The 19,534-nt window shown below is 69.5% G+C and carries 16 protein-coding genes; 12 read left to right on the forward strand and 4 right to left on the reverse strand.

Annotated features, from left to right (window positions below):
* Positions 1-35 precede the first annotated feature (35 nt).
* The gene (locus RZO50_RS08445) at positions 36-1,487 is read left to right on the forward strand and encodes an NAD(P)H-quinone dehydrogenase (protein WP_322599273.1); all 1,452 of its coding nucleotides are present in this window, start codon (positions 36-38) and stop codon (positions 1,485-1,487) included.
* Between the two features lie 117 nt (positions 1,488-1,604).
* Here the strand turns inward: RZO50_RS08445 and RZO50_RS08450 are convergent, their stop codons facing one another.
* Together RZO50_RS08450 and RZO50_RS08455 are read right to left on the reverse strand one after the other, a co-directional pair.
* A complete protein-coding gene (locus tag RZO50_RS08450; protein ID WP_322599274.1) occupies positions 1,605-3,374 on the reverse strand; it encodes an acetyl/propionyl/methylcrotonyl-CoA carboxylase subunit alpha in 1,770 nt (589 codons plus the stop codon).
* Between the two features lie 120 nt (positions 3,375-3,494).
* A complete protein-coding gene (locus tag RZO50_RS08455) occupies positions 3,495-4,148 on the reverse strand; it encodes a Maf family protein (RefSeq protein ID WP_322599275.1) in 654 nt (217 codons plus the stop codon).
* Between the two features lie 31 nt (positions 4,149-4,179).
* Between RZO50_RS08455 and RZO50_RS08460 the strand changes: the two genes are divergently transcribed.
* From RZO50_RS08460 to RZO50_RS08475, 4 genes are all read left to right on the forward strand, one after another.
* Positions 4,180-5,463, forward strand: coding sequence for a class I SAM-dependent RNA methyltransferase (locus RZO50_RS08460; RefSeq protein WP_322599276.1), 1,284 nt, complete (start codon positions 4,180-4,182; stop codon positions 5,461-5,463).
* Between the two features lie 98 nt (positions 5,464-5,561).
* On the forward strand, positions 5,562-6,227 hold the full coding sequence (locus RZO50_RS08465; protein ID WP_322599277.1) for a response regulator transcription factor: 666 nt from the start codon (positions 5,562-5,564) through the stop codon (positions 6,225-6,227).
* Positions 6,224-7,489 (forward strand): ATP-binding protein, encoded by a 1,266-nt coding sequence (locus tag RZO50_RS08470; protein ID WP_322599278.1) that lies wholly within the window; start codon positions 6,224-6,226, stop codon positions 7,487-7,489. Before RZO50_RS08465 ends, RZO50_RS08470 begins: the two co-directional genes overlap by 4 nt.
* The gene (locus RZO50_RS08475) at positions 7,489-8,568 is read left to right on the forward strand and encodes a hypothetical protein (RefSeq protein ID WP_322599279.1); all 1,080 of its coding nucleotides are present in this window, start codon (positions 7,489-7,491) and stop codon (positions 8,566-8,568) included. Before RZO50_RS08470 ends, RZO50_RS08475 begins: the two co-directional genes overlap by 1 nt.
* Before the next feature lie 227 nt (positions 8,569-8,795).
* Here the strand turns inward: RZO50_RS08475 and RZO50_RS08480 are convergent, their stop codons facing one another.
* Both RZO50_RS08480 and RZO50_RS08485 read right to left on the reverse strand, forming a co-directional pair.
* On the reverse strand, positions 8,796-9,047 hold the full coding sequence (locus tag RZO50_RS08480; RefSeq protein ID WP_322599280.1) for an acyl-CoA carboxylase subunit epsilon: 252 nt from the start codon (positions 9,045-9,047) through the stop codon (positions 8,796-8,798).
* The gene (locus RZO50_RS08485) at positions 9,044-10,633 is read right to left on the reverse strand and encodes an acyl-CoA carboxylase subunit beta (RefSeq protein ID WP_322599281.1); all 1,590 of its coding nucleotides are present in this window, start codon (positions 10,631-10,633) and stop codon (positions 9,044-9,046) included. The genes RZO50_RS08480 and RZO50_RS08485 overlap by 4 nt, the downstream gene beginning before the upstream one ends.
* A 164-nt stretch (positions 10,634-10,797) precedes the next feature.
* Between RZO50_RS08485 and RZO50_RS08490 the strand changes: the two genes are divergently transcribed.
* The 7 genes from RZO50_RS08490 (at position 10,798) to RZO50_RS08520 (ending at position 19,486) form a co-directional block, all read left to right on the forward strand.
* Positions 10,798-11,592, forward strand: coding sequence for a biotin--[acetyl-CoA-carboxylase] ligase (locus RZO50_RS08490; RefSeq protein ID WP_322599282.1), 795 nt, complete (start codon positions 10,798-10,800; stop codon positions 11,590-11,592).
* 51 nt (positions 11,593-11,643) lie between these two features.
* Positions 11,644-12,234, forward strand: a complete 591-nt coding sequence (locus tag RZO50_RS08495) for a PH domain-containing protein (RefSeq protein ID WP_322599283.1) — start codon at positions 11,644-11,646, stop codon at positions 12,232-12,234.
* A 73-nt stretch (positions 12,235-12,307) separates the two neighbouring features.
* Positions 12,308-13,444: a 5-(carboxyamino)imidazole ribonucleotide synthase gene (locus RZO50_RS08500; RefSeq protein WP_322599284.1), complete on the forward strand. Its 1,137-nt coding sequence runs from the start codon at positions 12,308-12,310 to the stop codon at positions 13,442-13,444.
* Between the two features lie 161 nt (positions 13,445-13,605).
* A complete protein-coding gene (gene purE / locus RZO50_RS08505; protein WP_322599576.1) occupies positions 13,606-14,073 on the forward strand; it encodes a 5-(carboxyamino)imidazole ribonucleotide mutase in 468 nt (155 codons plus the stop codon).
* A complete protein-coding gene (locus tag RZO50_RS08510) occupies positions 14,070-15,509 on the forward strand; it encodes an LCP family protein (protein ID WP_322599285.1) in 1,440 nt (479 codons plus the stop codon). The genes purE and RZO50_RS08510 overlap by 4 nt, the downstream gene beginning before the upstream one ends.
* A complete protein-coding gene (locus RZO50_RS08515; protein WP_322599286.1) occupies positions 15,506-16,633 on the forward strand; it encodes a glycosyltransferase in 1,128 nt (375 codons plus the stop codon). The genes RZO50_RS08510 and RZO50_RS08515 overlap by 4 nt, the downstream gene beginning before the upstream one ends.
* Before the next feature lie 72 nt (positions 16,634-16,705).
* Entirely contained in the window at positions 16,706-19,486 is a 2,781-nt protein-coding gene (locus RZO50_RS08520; RefSeq protein ID WP_322599287.1) for an SH3 domain-containing protein, read from the forward strand.
* Positions 19,487-19,534 lie beyond the last annotated feature (48 nt).

Below are 19,534 nucleotides of genomic sequence, written 5' to 3' on the forward strand. Positions count from 1 at the left end.
TCGTGGCGCGTCCGCGGGACTGGAACAATGGAGCCATGTCGTCGTTGAGCTTCGAGCAGACACAGAGCGTCGCAATCATCGGGGGTGGCCCCGGTGGCTATGAGGCGGCGTTGTCGGCCGCGCAGCTGGGGGCGGATGTGACCCTCGTCGAGCGCGCCGGTGTCGGCGGTTCGGCGGTGATCACCGATGTCGTGCCGTCCAAGTCGCTCATCGCGACCGCAGACGCCGCGGTCTCGATCGCGGAAGCCGGCGACCTCGGCGTGCAGCTGTTCGCGAAGGGGGCGGAGGGCAGGCCCCTCAAGCCGGAGATCGCGATCAACCTCGCGGCGGTCAACAAGCGTCTGCTCTCGCTGGCCCGCCAGCAATCGGACGACATGCGTCAGCAGCTCGCCGACGCGGGCGTGCGCATCATCAACGGCCACGGTCGCCTCGAGGGCGACTCTGCGGTCGTCGTCTCCACCGGCCCCGGGGGCACCGACTTCGACCGCGTCGAAGCCGACACCCTCGTCGTGTCGGTGGGTGCGTCGCCGCGCGAGCTGGCCAGCGCGCGACCCGATGGCGAACGCATCCTCACCTGGACCCAGCTGTACGACATGAAGGCACTTCCCGAGCACCTCATCGTCGTCGGTTCGGGGGTGACGGGCGCCGAGTTCGCGTCGGCCTACATGAACCTCGGGTCGAAGGTCACCCTGGTCTCCTCGCGCGACCAGGTGCTTCCGGGCGAGGACCAGGATGCCGCGGCCGTGCTCGAGAAGGTCTTCAAGCGCGGGGGCATGACGGTGCTGTCGAAATCCCGCGCCGACACGGTCGAGAACACCGGCGACGGGGTGACGGTGACCCTTTCCGACGGGCGTGTCGTCGAGGGCAGCCACTGCCTCATGGCGGTCGGCTCGATCCCGAACACGAAAGACATCGGACTCGAGGACGCGGGCGTGCAGATGACGCCGTCCGGGCACATCCGGGTCAACCGGGTCGCCCGCACCTCGGTGCCCAACATCTACGCCGCCGGCGACTGCACGACCTTCGTGCCGCTGGCGTCGGTCGCCTCCATGCAGGGCCGCCAGGCGGTCTTCCACGCGCTCGGCGACGTCGTGATCCCGCTCGAGCAGCGACGCATCACCGCGAACATCTTCACGGCACCCGAGATCGCGACGATCGGCTACTCCGAGCAGGACATCGCCGATGGCGCCATCAACGGGGTCGTGCACAAGCTGCCGCTCGCGGCGAACCCGCGCGCCAAGATGCAGCGCATCCGCGACGGGTTCGTGAAGATCATCGCGCGGCAGGGGAGCGGCACGGTCATCGGTGGTGTGATCGTCGCCCCGAAGGCCTCCGAGCTGATCTATCCGCTCGCGATCGCCGTCGAGCGGCGCCTCACCGTCGACCAGGTCTCACGTGTCTTCGCGGTCTATCCGTCGCTGTCGACGAGCATCACCGACGCGACGCGCGCGATGCACATCGTCGACCACGGCGAAGACGACGCCTGACTCGCACGCACGCCGATGTCGGAGATGCGCGCCGATGTCGGAGGATGCGCGTCGAATCATCCGACATCCGGGTGATTCTCCGACATCGACGACGGGATGCCCGGGGGCGGTTCCGCGTCAGGCGATGGTCATCAGCTGGTGTCCGGCTGAGACGGTGGTGCCGGGGGTGGCGTTGACCGCGCCGATGACGCCGTCCTTGTGGGCTTGGATGGGCTGTTCCATCTTCATGGCCTCGAGCACGACGATCAGGTCGCCCTTGACGACCTCCTGACCTTCGGCGACGGCGAGCTTCACGATCGTGGCCTGCATGGGAGCCTTGACGGCATCTCCGCTCGCGCCGCCTCCGGAGACAGCCGCGGCGTGCGAGCGTCGCGACGGCGGTGCGACGGCGGGTCGGCCGGATTGCGGCGCCGAGGAGACGACGCGGTCGGGCAGGCTCACTTCGAGGCGCTTGCCGCCGACCTCGACGACGACCGTGTGGCGGCCCTCCTCCGGCTGCGGCGTGTCGAGTTCGCCGTCCCATGCCGGGATGTCGTTGACGAACTCGGTCTCGATCCACCGGGTGAAGACGCCGAACCGACCGTCTGCGGCGGTGAAGGCCGGGTCGCTGACGACTTTGCGATGGAAGGGCAGCACGGTGGGCATGCCGGCGACCTCGAACTCGTCGAGGGTGCGGCGGGAGCGCTCGAGCGCCTCGGCGCGGTCGCGTCCGGTCACGATGATCTTGCCCAGGAGTGAGTCGAAGGCGCCCGAGACCGCATCGCCGGCGGTGACGCCCGAGTCGAGGCGGATGCCGGGGCCGCCGAAGGTCTTGAAGACGTGGATGGGGCCCGGCTGCGGCAGGAAGCCGCGGCCCGGGTCCTCGCCGTTGATGCGGAACTCGATGGAGTGACCGACCGGGGCCGGATCGTCGTAACCGATCTCCTCGCCCTCGGCGATGCGGAACTGCTCACGCACGAGGTCGATGCCGGTGACCTCCTCCGAGACCGGGTGCTCGACCTGCAGGCGGGTGTTGACTTCGAGGAAGGAGATCGTGCCGTCGGCGCCGATGAGGAACTCGCAGGTTCCGGCGCCGAGGTAGCCGACCTCGCGCAGGATCTTCTTCGACGCGTCGTAGAGGACGCGATTCTGCTCGTCGGTCAGGAAGGGCGCGGGTGCTTCCTCGACGAGTTTCTGGTGGCGCCGCTGCAGCGAGCAGTCGCGCGTGGAGACGACGACCACGTTGCCGGCGGCGTCGGCGAGGCACTGGGTTTCGACGTGCCGCGGCTTGTCGAGGTACTTCTCCACGAAGCACTCGCCCCGACCGAACGCGGCGATCGCCTCGCGCGTGGCCGACTCGAACAGCTCGGCGACCTCGTCGAACTCGCGCGCGACCTTCAGGCCGCGTCCGCCGCCGCCGTACGCGGCCTTGATGGCGATCGGCAGACCGTGTTCGCGGGCGAACTCGATGACCTGCGCGGCGCCGTCGACCGGGCCGGGGGTGCCCGGGGCGAGCGGGGCACCGACCTTCTCGGCCACGTGCCGGGCGGTGACCTTGTCGCCGAGGGCCTCGATCGCTTCCGGAGAGGGGCCGATCCAGATGAGGCCCGCGCCGATGACGGCGCGGGCGAAGTCGGCGTTCTCGGCGAGGAATCCGTAACCGGGGTGCACGGCGTCGGCGCCCGAGCGTCGCGCCACCGAGAGGATCTTGTCGATGGAGAGGTAGGTCTCGGCGCTGGTGGACCCGTCGAGGGCGTATGCCTCATCGGCGAGACGCGCGTGCAGCGCATCGCGATCCTGATCGGCGTAGACGGCGACGGAGGACTTGCCGGCGTCACGCGCGGCGCGGATGACGCGGACGGCGATCTCGCCGCGGTTCGCGATGAGGACCTTGGCGATTCGAGGCATGGATGTCAGCCTACCGACGGTGCACGAGGTCCTTTTGACTGGTTCTTACAAAACCCATGAATAAACGTGGTCTTCCTCGTACAACGCCCCGCGCGCGCTCCGGTCGCCAGGATGGACGCCTCACGCGGTGGGGGCGCTCCAGAGTGAGGTCCACTCCACATCGAGACGGCGCGTGAGGCGTCGCAGAGTCGACAACGACATCCCCACCACGGTCGACGGGTCGCCCTCCACGCGGGTGATGAACGGCCCGCCGAGACTGTCGACCGTGAACGCGCCGGCGACCAGGAGGGGCTCGCCGGTGGCGACGTACGCGGCCACTTCCGCGTCGGTGACGTCGTCGGCGAAGGTCACCGAGGCCTCCGCCACCGCGTGCGCCTCGCGGGCGGGCTCGCCGGGTGCCAGCCGGAAGACCGCGTGACCCGAGTGGAGGACTCCGGTGCGGCCACGCATCCCGTGCCATCGTGCTGTCGCGTTCTCGGGGGTGTAGGGCTTGCCGAGGATTTCGCCGTCGAGCTCGAACATCGAGTCTCCGCCGATGACGATGCCGTCGAAATCCGGCTGCTCGGCGGCGATCCGCGCGGCGACGTCGGCGGCTTTGCGGCGGGCCAGCAGCAGCACGTGCTCGTCGGGGAGGAGGGTGCGGGCCTCCGCGGCTTCGACCGCGGCGACCACGGCCTCCTCGTCGACGTCCGGAGCGGCCGTCTCCGGTGTGATCCCCGCTTGCGTGAGCAGCATGAGACGGGCGGGCGAGGTCGAAGCGAGGCACACGCGCATGCGACGACGATAGCTGTGACAGGCTCGAGGCATGGACGTCGGCAGCATCATCGACCTCGAGATCACCGGAGTCGCCCACGGCGGCGTCTTCGTCGCCCGGCACGAGGGTCGGGTCGTCTTCGTCCCGGATGCGATCCCCGGCGAGCGGATCCGGGCGCGGTTGACCGAGACGTCGAAGAAGTCCTTCTGGCGTGCCGAGGCGCTCGAGGTCGTGGAGGCCGCCCCGTCGCGTCGGCCGCATATCTGGGCGCCCGCCGACATCGGCGTCCCCCCCGAGCAGCGTCCGGGCGGGGCCGACTTCGGCCACATCGATCTCGCCGCCCAGCGCGCGCTGAAGCTCGACGTGGTCCGCGATGCCCTGGCCCGCATCGGCCGACTCGACCTGCCGGTCACGATCTCACCGGCCACGCCGCTGCGCGACGCCGACGGCGCCGTCGTGGCCAATGAGACGGTCGACGGCGGCGGATGGCGCACGCGGGTGAGTCTCCATGTCGACGACGACGGCGCCGTCGGGCCCTACGCGCAGCGGAGCCACCGCGTCATCCCGGTGCAGACGATGCCCTTGGCCACACCGGCCGTCGAGCGCGCCCTCGCGGGTCTCACCGGCGCCCGGCCCGGACGCCTCGATCTCGTCGAAGCCGCCGACTGTGCGGTGCGGATCGTGCCGCGGCCGTCCGGTGAGCGGTCCCGCGCCGCGCGCGAGGTGATCATCGAGCGCGTCGGCGGGCGCGATTTCCGCGTGGACGCGGGGGGCTTCTGGCAGGTCCACCGGCTGGCCGCCCACACGCTCACCGACGCCGTCTCGCGCCGACTGGTCGACGGCGCCGGCGACGACGCTCCCGTCGACCCCGAGGGATGGCATCTGGACCTCTACGGCGGCGTCGGTCTGTTCGCCGCGACGCTGGGCGTCCTCGGTGGCGAGGCGGCCCGGATCACCTCCGTCGAATCCGACGAACGCGCCACCGAGCACGCGGGACACAACCTCTCGGAATGGGTCGGCGCGCGGGCCGAGACGGCGCGGGTCGACCGCTGGGTCGCGGCGTTGCGCGCATCCGCCACCGACGCCCAGCGCGCGCGACTGGCCCGCGGCGTCGTCCTGCTGGATCCGCCCCGATCGGGTGCAGGCCGCCACGTGGTGGAGGATGTCGCCGCCCTCGGTCCGCGCACGATCGTCTACGTCGCGTGCGACCCGGTCGCGCTGGCGCGCGACCTCGGAACCTTCCGCGACGCCGGGTATCTCGCCGACCGGATCGACGCGTACGACCTGTTCCCGAACTCCCACCACGTCGAGGCCGTCGCGGTGCTCCGACGCTGAGCGTCCACCCTTCGGGGTCGCGTCGTTCGCGTGGCACCGCACGCGCCACTGCGCGGTGCGCGCCGGTGTCTGAGCGTTCTCACAGGTAAGGTGATCGCATGACACGGGTGGCGCTCATCGACGACCACGAGTCGGTGCGACTCGGTCTCGAAGCGGGCTGCGCGCGCGAAGGCTCGGCGACGGTGGTGTTCTCCGGAAGCACCGTTGCGGAGTACCTTTCCTGGCGGCAGGAGCAGCGGGTCCGACCCGCCGACGTCGTCGTCCTCGACCTGACGCTCGGCGACGGGTCGACCGTGACCGAGAACGTCACCCGTCTGGTCGCAGACGGGTCGAGCGTGATCATCCACAGCGTCGCCGACCGCCCCGCCTCGGTGCGTGAGGCGCTCGCCGCCGGTGCGGCCGGGATCGTCTCCAAGTCCTCCCGCATCGACGACGTGCTCCATGCCGTGTCGAGCGTGGCGCAGGGGGAGCCGCTGAACAACGTCGAATGGGCCAGCGCGGTGGAAGGCGATCGCGCCTTCGCCGACGCGCAGCTTTCGGCCCGCGAACGCGACGTGCTGCGGCTGTACGCGGCCGGCCTGCCGCTGAAAGTCGTCGCGGAGCGCCTGGGGGTGGCCTACTCGACGGCCAAGGAGAACATCACCCGGGTGCGGACCAAGTACGTCGACGTGGGGCGTCCCGCCCCGACGAAGATCGACCTGCTTCATCGCGCCGTGGAGGACGGGCTGCTCGACCGTCACGCCGACGCCGAGGGCGCGCGATGACATCGCCCCGCTCCCGCACCGATTCCTCCGCGGTCGATGAAGCCTGGGGGAGGCTGCCGCGCCTGCGCGGGGCCGAGCCCGACCTCGGGTCGTTCACGCGACATCGCATCGAACGCGTGCTGCAGATCGCCATCGCGCTGGGGTCGGTCTTCCTCGGCCTGCAGGGGCTGATCTCGGCGCTGGGGACCCTCGCCACCGGCACCGTCGCGCAGAACGCCCTCGTGGTGGTGACCTTCGGAAGTCTCGCCGCGATGCTCGTGGCCTGCGTCGTGGGCCGTGCGGTGCGGGTGACGGCGGGGGTGTTCATCGGCGTGTTCGCGGTCGTGCTCGTCGTCTTCCCGATCGTGAACGTCGGCCTCTACACGTCGCCGACCGAGCAGCCGTGGATCTGGTTCCTCATCAACGTCGCCACCGTCGCGAGCGTTCTGGTGCTGCCTCTGCCGGCGCAGATCGCATGGACCATCCTCGCGCCCCTGATGTTCGGGGTCATCCGCCTCATCGGCGGCGCCTTCGATCCGTCCTTCTGGCTCTCCCTCGCCCTGGATGTGTCGTTCGCGCTCATCCTCGGCGGCGTGCTGATCACGCTGGGCTGGCTGCTTCGCTCGATCGCCACGAACGTCGACGAGACACGCACCCGCGCGGTCGATCTCTATGCGCGAGCCGCGGCCGCCGACGCCGCCGAGGATGAGCGCGTCGCGGTCGCGGCCCTCATGCATGACAGTGTCCTGGCCGCCCTCATCGCCGCCGAGCGTGCCGATACCCCGCGCGAGCAGGCGCTCGCCGTGTCGATGGCGCGTGAAGCCCTCACCCGGCTCGCGAACACCGACCGCGACGCGAGCGAGGGCAGCGACGCGGGCCGGACCCCCGACAGCATCGCCGACGAGATCGAGGCGGGAGCCCACGAGATGGGGGCCGGCCTCACCGTCCGACGCCGGGTCGCGCCCGACGCGGCCGACGTGCCGGGCCGAGTCGCTCGCTCGCTCGTGCTGGCCGCGACCCAGGCGGTGTCCAATTCCCTGCAACACGCCGCGGGCGAGGGTCTTGAGGTGTCGCTCGAGGCCGACGGCGACCCGGTCGTGGTGGTGGTGGAGGTCCGCGACGACGGCGCCGGTTTCGACGTGGGCGCGGTGCCGGATGACCGCCTCGGGATCCGGGCGTCGATCATCGCCCGGATGGCAGCGGTCAGCGGCGTCGGCGTCGTCAGTTCCGGGGCCGACGGCACCCGGGTGCGCCTGGAGTGGGCGGGGGTGACGTCGGCGTGATGAGCGTGCGCAACATCCTCGTCGGGCTCGCCCTGGCGTTCACGGCCTACCTCGCCGCGCGTGGTCTGTGGTGGACCGCGCCGGTCCCGCTTCCGGGGCTTCTCGTCGTGGCGTTGTTCGTCTATCTCGGCACGACGTGGATCGTCGTCCTCTGGGAACCGCGCCGAGGAGCGAGCGCCGGGACGGAGCCCATCCCCGAGGTGGACGGCGACGGCGTGGACACGGCCCTCGATGCCGCACGCAGCACCGGCAGACTGCCCGGCTGGGCGGCCGGCCTCGCCCTCGGGGCGGCCATCGTCGTGCCGAACGCCCTGTCGCTCGCGGTGGGGATCGACCATGTGACGGCGCCGTACGCGACGTGGTACCTCGGCGGCATCGGCGCGCTCATGGTCGTGGTGATGGTCCGGCGTCGACCGTGGATCGCGTGGCTGGGAATCGTGGCCCTGGGTGTCACCGCAGCGGTGTGGATGGGGCCGCTCACGGCCCTCGGGCTCGGGCTGGTCGGCTCGGTCGTGTGGGTGGCCGTTGCTCAGATGCTCATGCTCTCGCTCGACCGCGCCGCGCGCGACACCGCCCAACTGACCAAGCTCCAGCGGCAGGCCTCGGGCGTGGAAGCGTCGCAGAGCGTGCGGCAGCGCGAGCGCCGCACCAAGGTGCAGCGGGCGCTGGCGATCGCCGGCCCCGTTCTCATGCGGGTCGTCGCCGAACGGGGAAGACTCACCGAAGACGAGCGGCTCGGCGCCCGGATCGCGGAGGGAAGTCTGCGCGACGAGCTGCGCGGACCCCGCCTGCTCGACGACGCCGTGCGCGCCGAACTCGAGCGGCTGCGGCGTCGAGGGGCCAGCGTCACCGTCCTCGATGAAGGCGGCTTGGATCGCGTGGACGACGTCACCCTGTCGATCATCCGCGGTCAGCTGGCCGAGACCCTCAGCCAGGCCACATCGGAACGCCTGTACGTGCGCACCTCTCCCCACGAGAGCGTCGCCGTCACCGTCGTGGGCCGCTCCGGGTCGGGCGCGGGGCTCTCGGACGAAGACGCCGTGGATCTCTGGCGCGAGATCGCCCACCCCCGCCGCTGACCGGCAGGACGGCGGAAAAAGAGGCGGGGAGCGGCGATGACGCCTGCTCCCCGCCTGGGCGGACGATTACCCGAAAACCGTCCGCAGGGGCCGAACCTGACGAGTCCGCGATGCGGAGGCAGGTCAGCCGAACGCCGCAGCGTTCCAGCTCTTCAAGTATGTGGCGACCGCGACAGGCCGTCTGTAGGTATTTCGGGGGACAAGAGCTGGGAATCAGCCGAATGCGATCAGCAGCCGTGCTGCCAACCGCCCTGTCGCCACCCGAGGTCGCGGCGCAGGGGGGCGCGCAATCCGCGCTGGGTGAGTTCCCACGCCGATCGCTGCGGGGGCACGGGCGCCGTCGCTTCGTCGACCTCGGTGCGGTACGCCTCCGAGAGCACCGCGATCAGAGCGGCAAGCTCCTCGTCGGTGGGGTTGCCGCGGCGCACGTCGATGGCGACGCCGGGGTCGGCGTCGGCGGTGTCGTCGCGGCCGGTCACAGCGGGATGTTCCCGTGTTTCTTCGGCGGCAGGCTGGCCCGCTTGCCCCGCAGCGCCCGGAGCGCCTTGGCGATCGACACGCGCGTCTGCGCGGGTTCGATGATGCCGTCGAGTTCCCCGCGCTCGGCCGCGAGGAACGGCGACGCGACGTTGTAGGTGTACTCGGTGGCCAGCTTCGTGCGCACGGCGGCGACGTCCTCGCCGGCTTCCGCGGCACGCTTGATCTCGCCGCGGTAGAGGATGTTGACCGCCCCCTGGCCGCCCATGACGGCGATCTCCGCCGTCGGCCAGGCGAGGTTCACGTCGGCGCCCAGCTGCTTCGAGCCCATCACGATGTACGCACCGCCGTAGGCCTTGCGCAGGATGACGGTGACCAGTGGCACGGTCGCCTCGGCGTAGGCGTAGAGGAGCTTGGCGCCGCGACGGATGACGCCGGTCCACTCCTGGTCGGTGCCCGGAAGGTAACCCGGCACGTCGACGAGGGTGACGATGGGGATCGAGAAGGCGTCGCAGAACCGCACGAAGCGGCTCGCCTTCTCACCCGCATCGATGTTGAGAGTGCCGGCCATCTGCGAGGGCTGGTTGGCGATGATGCCGACCGAGCGCCCCTCGATGCGACCGAACCCGATCACGATGTTCGGGGCGAACAGGGGCTGCACCTCGAGGAATTCGCCCTGATCGACCACGCCCTCGATGACGGTGTGGATGTCGTAGGGCTGGTTGGGGGAGTCGGGGATCACCGCGTTCAGCGCGCGGTCGGAATCGGTGGTCTCGAACTCGAACTCGGTCTCGTAGACGGGGAGTTCGGCCATGTTGTTGTCGGGCAGATACCCGAGCATGGCGCGGACGTAGTCGATTGCGTCGTCCTCGTCGTCGGCGAGGTAGTGCGCGACGCCGGAGCGGGTGTTGTGCGTGTGCGCGCCGCCGAGCTCCTCCATGCCGACGTCCTCGCCGGTGACGGTCTTGATGACGTCCGGACCGGTGACGAACATCTGACTGCTCTTGTCGACCATGACCACGAAGTCCGTCAGGGCGGGGGAGTAGACGGCGCCACCGGCGGCGGGTCCCATGATGATCGAGATCTGCGGGATCACCCCGGACGCGCGGGTGTTGAGGCGGAAGATCTCTCCGTACTTGCCGAGGGCGACGACGCCTTCCTGGATGCGTGCGCCACCGGAATCGAGGATGCCGATGATCGGGATCCCGCTTCGCAACGCGAGCTCCATGACCTTGATGATCTTCTCGCCGGCGACCTCGCCGAGGGAACCGCCGAAGGTGGAGAAGTCCTGCGCGTACACCGCGACGGCGCGACCGTGGATGGTGCCGGTGCCCGTGACGACCGAGTCGCCGTAGGGACGGGAGCGGTCCATGCCGAACGCGGTCGTGCGGTGGCGCACGTACTCGTCGATCTCGACGAATGAGCCGGTGTCGACGAGCAGCTCGATCCGCTCGCGGGCGGTGAGTTTGCCCTTGGCGTGCTGCTTGTCGTGTGCGGTCTTCTCCGCCTCCACGACCGCCTCCTGGTAGCGCGCCCGCAGGTCCGCGATCTTCCCGGCGGTGGTGGAGAGGTCGATGTCGTCGGTCACGGAGTCCACCCTATCGGCGGCGCCCGCGGATCCGTTGGAGGGTTCGCACAACCGATCTCGCTGTCGTTGGTGCGTTCGATCAGGCGTCGAGCGGAACGTAGCGGATGGCGTGAGGCCAGGGGAAGAGCGGCCTGCGGCGGAGGGCGACGGCGTACGGTGGGCGCATGACGATCCCCGCCGCCGGATATCCCCGTACTGCAGAGCTCAGCCCTCGCGTGCAGGTCACGGAATCGACCGATTCGACGAACGCCGACGTCATCGCGGGTGTCCGTGACGCGCCGGGGCTGTGGCCGCACCTGTCGATGCTGGTGACCACCGATCAGCGCGCCGGTCGCGGGCGGCTGGACCGCTCCTGGGTGGCGCCTCCGGGAACCGCGCTCGCGGTGTCCACACTCGTCCGGGTGCCGGATCTGCCGGTCGCGGCGCGCGGCTGGATTCCGCTCGCCGCCGGCGCGGCGCTGGTTCGGGCGGTGCGCGCGCAGCTGGGTTCCAGCGGGCACGAGGCGACGCTCAAGTGGCCGAACGACGTGCTCCTGGACGGGGCGAAGCTGTGCGGGATCCTCACCGAGGTCGTGCCCAGCCACCCCGATTGCGTCGTGATCGGAACGGGGATCAACACGCGGATGTCGCGCGCGGAGCTCCCGGTCGAAACGGCCACCTCCTTCCTCTCCGCGGGGATCGACGTCGATGACGATCGCCTTCTTGCGGACTACCTCGATGCGCTGGACCGGCATCTCTCGGGGCTGGTCACGGCGGCGGGGGACGCGTCGGTGTCGGGACTGCACGCGGACGTGGTGCGGTGCTGTGCGACCGTCGGCAAGCAGGTGACCGTGGCGTTGCCGAACGGGGAGGCCCTCGCGGGAGAGGCCTCGGGCATCGACGTCGAGGGCCGACTGGTGGTGGATGCCGGAGGCGACCCCATCGCGGTCTCGGCCGGCGACGTGGTGCACGTGCGCTGACGCTGGGCGCGGCATCCGCGCGATCTCTCGCGCTCGCGGCATGATGGGGTCATGACGCAGCCGATCGGGACGGGCTCGAGGCCGCTTGTGCCGGCTCCGGGCGCGCCGACCCCGGAGTTGCGCATCGCGAGGGTGCGCCCGCACGCCCGACGGCTGTTCTGGTCGGTCCTGGTGCTGCTGGCCGTCGCCGGTGCCGTCGGCTACTTCTACGGCAACCTGCCGGCGCCGTTCGAGAACTGGATGCTGCTGACCGCCGCGGCCGTCATCGTCTTCCTTCTCGTCCTCCTGCCGTTCCTGGCGTGGTGGTCGCGCACGTATGTGATCACCACGCGCCGGGTGATCGAGCGTCACGGGGTGTTCGTGCGGCGCCGCCGCGAACTCAGCCACGTCCGCGGCTACTCGATCGGCGTGCGTCGTGGGGTTCTCCAGCGGATGTGGGGCGCCGGAACGCTCACCCTCTCCAACGGGGTGGACGAGCCGCTGCGGCTCCGCAACATCCCCCACGTGGCGCTCGTGCACGAGGCGCTGGTCGACCAGGTGGAGGTCAACCAGATCCTCGCCCATCGCGACGCGCAGACCGTCACGCCGACGGGGGATCCCGGGATTCCGCCGAGGCCGCCCGCGCCCGCCGCGCCGGCCTGAGCGTCGGATCGGGGCTCGCGCGGTGCGGGGCGGGACCGCGGTGAGACACAATGGACCGGTCGGAAGGAGCGGCATGGCGCTGCGTGTCGGAGTTGTCGGTGGCGGTCAGTTGGCCCGCATGATGATCGCCCCCGCGGTGGAGCTCGGGATCGAGATCCGTGTGCTCGCCGAGACCGAGGGGATGGCCGCTTCGCTGGCCGCGACCGCTGTGGGCGACTACCGCGACGCGGAGACCGTGCTCGCCTTCGCGCGGGAGGTGGACGTGGTCACGTTCGACCACGAGCACGTTCCGCAGGATGTCTTGAACGCCCTCGTGGACGCGGGGATCGCGGTGCGTCCCGGCCCGCACGCGCTGCGGTACGCGCAGGACAAGATCGAGATGCGCACCCGGCTCGCCGAGCTCGGCATGCCGCAGCCGGATTGGGCGGCGGTGTCCGGACGCGCCGCGCTGCAGGACTTCCTCGACACCCACGGCGGGCGCGCGGTGGTGAAGACCCCGCGGGGCGGCTATGACGGCAAGGGCGTGCGCGTCGTGTCGGCGGCGACCGAAGCCGACGACTGGTTCGCCGCGCTCGCCGAGGATGCCCACGGTGGGGCGCTGCTGGTGGAGGAACTCGTCGACTTCTCGCGCGAACTGGCGCAGCAGGTTGCGCGCCGCCCGTCGGGCGAGGTCCGTGCCTACCCGGTGGTCGAGACCGTGCAGAAGGGCGGTGTGTGCGCCGAAGTGGTGGCGCCCGCGCCCCACCAGGATGCCCGCCTGCAGGAGGTCACCGCGCGGATCGGCGTCGGTGTCGCGGAGGGGCTCGACGTGACCGGCATGCTCGCGGTGGAGCTGTTCGAGACGACGGATGAGCGTGTGCTCGTGAACGAGCTCGCGATGCGCCCGCACAACAGCGGTCACTGGACTCAGGACGGAGCGGTGACCGGTCAGTTCGAGCAGCACCTGCGCGCGGTCCTGGATCTTCCGCTGGGATCCGCCAAGGCGGCATCCGACTGGGCGGTGATGATCAACATCCTCGGCGGGCCGGCGACGGACTCCTTGGACGCGCGCTTCGCCGCGGCGATGCAGGCGCATCCGGCGGCGAAGATCCACACGTACGGCAAGGCGCCGCGTCCGGGGCGGAAGGTCGGGCACGTCAACGTGTCGGGCGATGACCTCGACGAGGTCGCGTACGAGGCCCGTGCGGCCGCGGCCTTCTTCGACGACTGAGCTGCTCCCAGGCGCGCCCGGTCGGTGCGACGCGCGGCGCACTTCGACTGGTGCTGAGTGATTGGGCCGTGCCGTTGCGGGGTTCTTCCAGCCGTCGCACCTAGCCTGGACGGGTGACCCGACCGCTGCATTCTTCCGACGCGCCCTTGGTCGGCGTGGTGATGGGCTCCGATTCGGACTGGCGCGTGATGAGCGACGCTTCGCAGGCGCTGACCGATTTCGGCATCCCCCACGAGGTCGAGGTCGTGTCGGCCCACCGCACGCCGGACAAGCTGCTGCGCTACGGCCGGGAGGCCCGCGGGCGCGGACTGCGGGCGATCATCGCGGGGGCGGGGGGAGCGGCGCACCTTCCGGGCATGCTCGCATCCCTCACCGCCCTGCCCGTGATCGGCGTGCCGGTGCAGCTGGCGACGCTTGACGGCATGGATTCGCTGCTGAGCATCGTGCAGATGCCCGCGGGGATCCCCGTGGCGACGGTGTCGATCAACGGTGCGAAGAACGCCGGCATCCTCGCCGCGCGCATGCTCGGATCCTCGGATGCGGCGCTCGGCGACCGTGTCGAGGCGTACGCGCGTGACCTCGAGGCGCAGGTCGAGGAGAAGAACCGGCGGCTCAAGGACGCGCTGTGAGTGTCGCCGCGCCGCTGCGGCCCGCGACCTCGTCGCGCTCCCGCACGATCGAGGAAAGGCCGTTGCGCTACCCCGACGTGTCGTCGGAGAAGGTGATGAGCCGGCGCGGCTGGTGGCTCGTCGGATTGAACTTCCTCCTGCCCGGTTCCGCGCAGGTGCTCGCCGGCAGCCGACGCCTCGGCCGCATCGGCTTGGCGGCGACGGTGACGATGTGGGTGCTGGCGATCATCGGTGTGCTCATCGCACTGTTCGCCCGCGGCATGCTGATCACCCTGGGCACGAACTGGTTCGTGCTGCTGCTGGCCCAGGGCATCCTGATCGCGTACGCGGCGCTGTGGGTGGTCCTCACGATCGACACGTTGCGGCTCGTGCGTCTGGTCAAGACCGCCGGGGTGGCACGCGTGGGAATCCCGGCTCTCGCGATCGCGCTGGTGATCGCCGCGAGCGGGGGAGCCGCCTACGCGGCACAGTCGGTGGGCGCAGCACGTGGCGCTCTGGGTGCGATCTTCGGGGCGAGCGGCCCTCCGGTCGAGCCCTCCGACGGCTACTACAACATCCTGCTCCTCGGGGCCGACAGTGGCGAGGGTCGCGACAGCATGCGGTTCGATTCGATCTCGGTCGTGTCGATCAACGCCGAGTCCGGCGCGACGACGATCACCGGCATCCCGCGCGATATGCCGCATTTCCCCTTCGCCGAGGGGCCGATGCAGGAGAAGTACCCGAACGGTCATGAGGGCTTCGCCGACCCGACGTGCGGGTGGGGCAGCGGCATCAACCAGCTGCGCACCGAGGTCGAGGTCTGTCAGGACGGCACCGAGCTGTATCCCGACGCCTACGCCGCAGGATCCTCGCCCGGGGTCGAGGCGACCAAAGATGCCGCCGAGGGCATCATGGGGATCGAGATCCCGTACTACGTGTTCGTCGACATGAAGGGGTTCGCCGACCTCGTCGATGCACTGGGCGGGGTGACGATCACCGTCGACGAGCGCCTGCCGAAGGGCGGCGGCCCGAGCTACGAGGGACAGCCCGCCGAGGAGTGGGCGATCGGCTGGATCGAGGTCGGCGAGCAGCACATGGACGGCGATACCGCGCAGTGGTACGCCCGCTCCCGGTACACGACCAGCGACTTCGACCGGATGGAGCGTCAGCGGGAGCTGCAGCAGGCGATGCTGGACCAGTTCACGCCGCAGACGGTGCTGACACGCTTCCAGGAGCTGGCCGGTGCCGGTGCCGACCTGGTCGAGACCGACATCCCCACCTCGATGCTTCCGTACCTGGTCGATCTCGCCGTGAAGGCGAAGGACCAACCGGTGTCGACGATCGAGCTGACACCCGAGGGTGGCATCGACGAGTACGACCCCGACTACGACTACATCCGCGAACTGGTGCAGCTGACCCTGCACCCGCCGACTCCGGCGCCGGAGCCCGAATCGTGACCGCCGTGCTGCGGGTGATGCTCGACCAGCTGGTCTCACCCACCGATCACGACCTGCAGACCGCGACGCGGGAGCTCACACGCGCCCTCATCGCCCACGCGCCCCAGGGGTGCGAGGTGGAGGGGATCGCCCCGGCGGCCGGTGGCGACGGCGCCGCAGCGCTCTCGATCCCCGGCATGGCGGGGGTCCGTCGGACCGCGCTGGCTCGCCGTGAACTTGCGGGAGCGTTGCAGCTCGGCGTCGCGACGGGGATCGGCGGCGGCATGATCCATGCGCCGAGCCTGTTCGCGCCGCTGGTCAAGCACGACCGGGTGCACGAGAACGACCAGACCACCGTGACGATCTGGGATCTGCGGCCGTGGGACGCGCCCGACGAGCTCCCTCGCTCGAGCGCCGGCTGGCACAAAGCGATGCTCAAGCGCGCGGTCAAGCACGCCGATGCCGTTGTCGTGCCGACGCATGCGATGGCGCGGCGCCTCGGGGAGATCTCTCCGAAGCTGAGCGATCGCATCCGGGTCATCTCGGGCGCGGCACCCGAAGGGTTCCGCGTGCCGAACGACGAGATCGGCCGGCGTCGCGATCTCGGTCTTCCCGAGGGGTACGTCGTCCTGTCCGGGACCGCTGCGCCCTCGGATGCGCTCACGGTCGGGTTCGGCGCGGTCGCGCGAAGCGGCCATGAGGTTCCCGTCGTCGTGATCGATGCGGGTGACGGGGAGGAGCCGGCGATCGCCGAGCTCGCGGCCGCGGCCGGGGTTCCGGAGCGTCTCGTGCATGTGCGAGGTGCGCTCGACGACGCCGACCGGGGAGCGGTGTTCGGTGCGGCCGTCGCGTTCGTGTCCCCGTCAGCACGCGCGGCCTTCCCGTGGCGCACCGTCGAGGCGATGACGGTCGGTGTGCCGGTGGTCGCGTCCGCCTCCGATGTGCTGCGCGAGGTCGTCGTGGATGGCGGAACCCTCGTGGCGACGGGCGAGGACGCCGCCGGTGCGCTCGGAGAGGCTGTCGCTGACGCGCTCGGTTCGACGGCGGCGGCGGAGCGCCTGGCCGTCATGGCCGCCGACCGCGGGCGCGTCTTCTCCTGGCTCGAAGCGGCCGACAAGATCTGGGCGCTGCACGCCGAACTCTAGTCACAATTGTTTTCAGGTGTAACTTTCGCCACACTAGTCACAGAATCCGCTGTGAAATAAGGAGACGGGTCGATGAGGCGATTGATCGCGCCGACGCTCGCTGTGCTCGCCATGCTCGCCGGTCTCCTCGTCGCCCCCGCGGCCTCGGCGGCCGAGTCGACGGATGTCACGTCCACGGTGGAGATCGAGGCCGCACTCGAGGCCGAGACCGCGATCGGAGATGCGATCCAGACCGCCGATCTTTCGCAGTTCCAGGCGGGCAACATCATCAGCGACGCGGTCTTCTATGACACGTCGACAATGACGGAGTCGCAGATCCAGTCCTTTCTCGAGACGAGGGTCCCATCGTGCAGGTCTGGCTACACATGTCTGAAAGATTGGTACGACACGAGCCGATCGATGGCGGCTGACTCCGTGTGCAATGCGTACTCGGGCGGAGTGCGTGAGAGAGCGTCGCGCATCATCTACAAGGTCGCCCAGGCGTGCGGCATCAATCCTCAGGTCCTCCTGGTCATGCTCCAGAAGGAGCAAAGCCTCGTCAATCATGACTGGCCCTCAGAGTGGCGATTCGACATGGCGATGGGCGCCACCTGTTCGGACACTTACGGTTGCGAGGAAGACTCGTACGGATTCTTCAATCAGATGTACAAGGGCGCCTGGGACCTGAAGCGATACTCCAACCCGCCCGGCACGAGCCAGTACTTCACGTGGTATGCGCCGGGGAAGACCTGGAACATCCTGTGGAATCCCGAGCGATCTTGCGGTTCCTCGCCCGTCTACGTGCAGAATCAGGCCACCGCGAACCTCTACTACTACACGCCGTATCAGCCCAACGCCGCCGCCATCAAGGCGGGATACGGCACCGGAGACGGCTGCTCGTCCTACGGAAACCGCAACTTCTACCAGTACTTCACCGACTGGTTCGGCTCGACGACGACTCCCGTGAACGCGTGCGCCCAGCCATCGTCGCCAAGGACAGCGGTCAAGACGTACGTCGTGACGGCAAGCAGCCTCAACGCGCGGTCGGCGCCGAGCCTTGCGTGTGACAAGAACATTTCCGCATTGGCGCAGGGCACGGTTTTGCAGGCAACTGCTGTCGTCGACGGTTGGCTTCGTGTCGACACGGAGTCCGGCGCACGATGGGTCGCTCGTGAGCATCTGCGCTATGCAACCGCGGACGAGTCGGCATGTGCTCTCCCGGCGAAGACGGGATCAGCGCAGTACGCCTATGTACTCGTGGCTCAGGCAACAGGACGTGCCGTCCCCAGTTCAGACTGCGCGTCTGATGCGACTGAAATTTTGGCTGGGACGATCGTGCAGGCATTCGCGGTGAGCGCGGACAAGGACTGGGTCAAGGTTGACTACTACGACCGGTCGTACTGGATTGACCGATCGAACCTTCGACGCGCGTCTGACACCGAGACGGTGTGCGCCGCACCCGGTGGCACCAGTCCGGCGAAGCTCTTCTATGTGGTCCGCGAGGCGGGGACGTCAGCGCGAACAGCGCCGGAAGCCACGTGTGGTATCGGACGCGCGAGCATTTCTGGGGGAGTGGTCGTCCAAGCGCTGGAGGCCAACACTGCGCGCGACTGGCTCAAGGTCTCCACTGGGCGGGGGGAGATGTGGATCGACCGAGATCACCTCACGAACATCTCGTCGTCTGCCGTGTGCTCTGTCACCCCTGGTACACGGGACGCCCAGATGACGTACCTGGTCACGTCGGACTCTGCCGCATCGTATTCCGCTGCGACTCGTGCGTGCGTGAGCGATGCGGAACCGATGTCGATCGGGACAGTCTTGCGTCCGCACTCCAGCACCGATAAGGGTGATTGGCTCGTCGTCACTACAGAATTCGGCGACCGGTGGGTTCCCCGAGATGCCGTCCAAAAGGTTACGGCGGAGGAACTCTGTCAACAGGCTTCGCTAGGCACCCGCCCTGCAAAGCTAACCTACGCGGTCATCGAGGAGAGCTCGACATTCACCGCGCCGTACACGGAGTGTTCTGACGGCGCACAGCTGGCCGTCGGAGCGGTCGCCAAGGCTATTGAAGTTACCGACGATGGTGCGTGGCTGAAGCTGGCGTTGCCGGACGGGGATCGCTGGATCGACAGAAGCACGGTGCGCTACGCCACCAGCCAGGAGTCATGCGCCGCGCCTGAGGACACCCGCGCGGCAAGGCTGACGTATACGGTAAAATCCGCGACCACCGGCCGAATCGCGCCCTACGACGAATGCGGTCTGGACACCATCGATGTTGCGGCGGGTACCGTTGCGACCGCGAGCCAAGTCACTGCGGACGGGAGCTGGCTAAAGATGAAGCTGGCCGAGGGTGAGTATTGGGTTGCGCGATCCGACGTCGACTATGCGACCGCCGCCGATCGCTGCATCGAGCCCGCGGATTCGCGCACGGCGAAGCTGACGTATGTGTTGACGAGCGGCGTCGCCGGCCGGGTAGCGCCCTACGATCACTGTTCGGGAGGCTCGGTGGACTTGGCGGCCGACACGATCGCCACCGCGGTCAAGGTGTCCGCAGATCGTCAGTGGCTGAAGCTGAGCGTCTCGGAAGGTGACTTCTGGGTACCTCGTTCCTCGGTGCGCTATGCGACGAATCTGGAGTCTTGTGTCGAACCCACAAACACGAGCTCTGCGAGGTTGACCTATGTCGTGACCACGGACACGATTGCTCGCTCCGCGCCGTACACGGAGTGCACGATTGGAAGCATGACGCTGGTCGCGGGCACGGTGGCGGTTGCGGTGGAGGTGAACGAGGCTCGGGACTGGCTGAAGCTGCGCCTGCCGGGCGGGGAGTACTGGGTTGTGCGGTCCGACACCGAGCGCTTGACGGGTGGCTGACCGTTCAGCGGTGGGGTGCCCGGGCGTCGCCCCGCGGCATTGGCTTCG

Origin of the sequence: Microbacterium xanthum (genome assembly GCF_034531355.1) — a bacterium.
Taxonomy (GTDB): Bacteria; Actinomycetota; Actinomycetes; order Actinomycetales; family Microbacteriaceae; genus Microbacterium; species Microbacterium xanthum.

Excerpts from the sequence above, each read along its gene's own strand:
- RZO50_RS08445 (WP_322599273.1), top strand. The coding sequence starts at position 36 with ATGTCGTCGTTGAGCTTCGAGCAGACACAGAGCGTCGCAATCATCGGG.
- RZO50_RS08450 (WP_322599274.1), bottom strand. The coding sequence starts at position 3,374 with ATGCCTCGAATCGCCAAGGTCCTCATCGCGAACCGCGGCGAGATCGCC.
- RZO50_RS08455 (WP_322599275.1), bottom strand. The coding sequence starts at position 4,148 with ATGCGCGTGTGCCTCGCTTCGACCTCGCCCGCCCGTCTCATGCTGCTC.
- RZO50_RS08460 (WP_322599276.1), top strand. The coding sequence starts at position 4,180 with ATGGACGTCGGCAGCATCATCGACCTCGAGATCACCGGAGTCGCCCAC.
- RZO50_RS08465 (WP_322599277.1), top strand. The coding sequence starts at position 5,562 with ATGACACGGGTGGCGCTCATCGACGACCACGAGTCGGTGCGACTCGGT.
- RZO50_RS08470 (WP_322599278.1), top strand. The coding sequence starts at position 6,224 with ATGACATCGCCCCGCTCCCGCACCGATTCCTCCGCGGTCGATGAAGCC.
- RZO50_RS08475 (WP_322599279.1), top strand. The coding sequence starts at position 7,489 with ATGAGCGTGCGCAACATCCTCGTCGGGCTCGCCCTGGCGTTCACGGCC.
- RZO50_RS08490 (WP_322599282.1), top strand. The coding sequence starts at position 10,798 with ATGACGATCCCCGCCGCCGGATATCCCCGTACTGCAGAGCTCAGCCCT.
- RZO50_RS08495 (WP_322599283.1), top strand. The coding sequence starts at position 11,644 with ATGACGCAGCCGATCGGGACGGGCTCGAGGCCGCTTGTGCCGGCTCCG.
- RZO50_RS08500 (WP_322599284.1), top strand. The coding sequence starts at position 12,308 with ATGGCGCTGCGTGTCGGAGTTGTCGGTGGCGGTCAGTTGGCCCGCATG.
- purE (WP_322599576.1), top strand. The coding sequence starts at position 13,606 with ATGGGCTCCGATTCGGACTGGCGCGTGATGAGCGACGCTTCGCAGGCG.
- RZO50_RS08520 (WP_322599287.1), top strand. The coding sequence starts at position 16,706 with ATGAGGCGATTGATCGCGCCGACGCTCGCTGTGCTCGCCATGCTCGCC.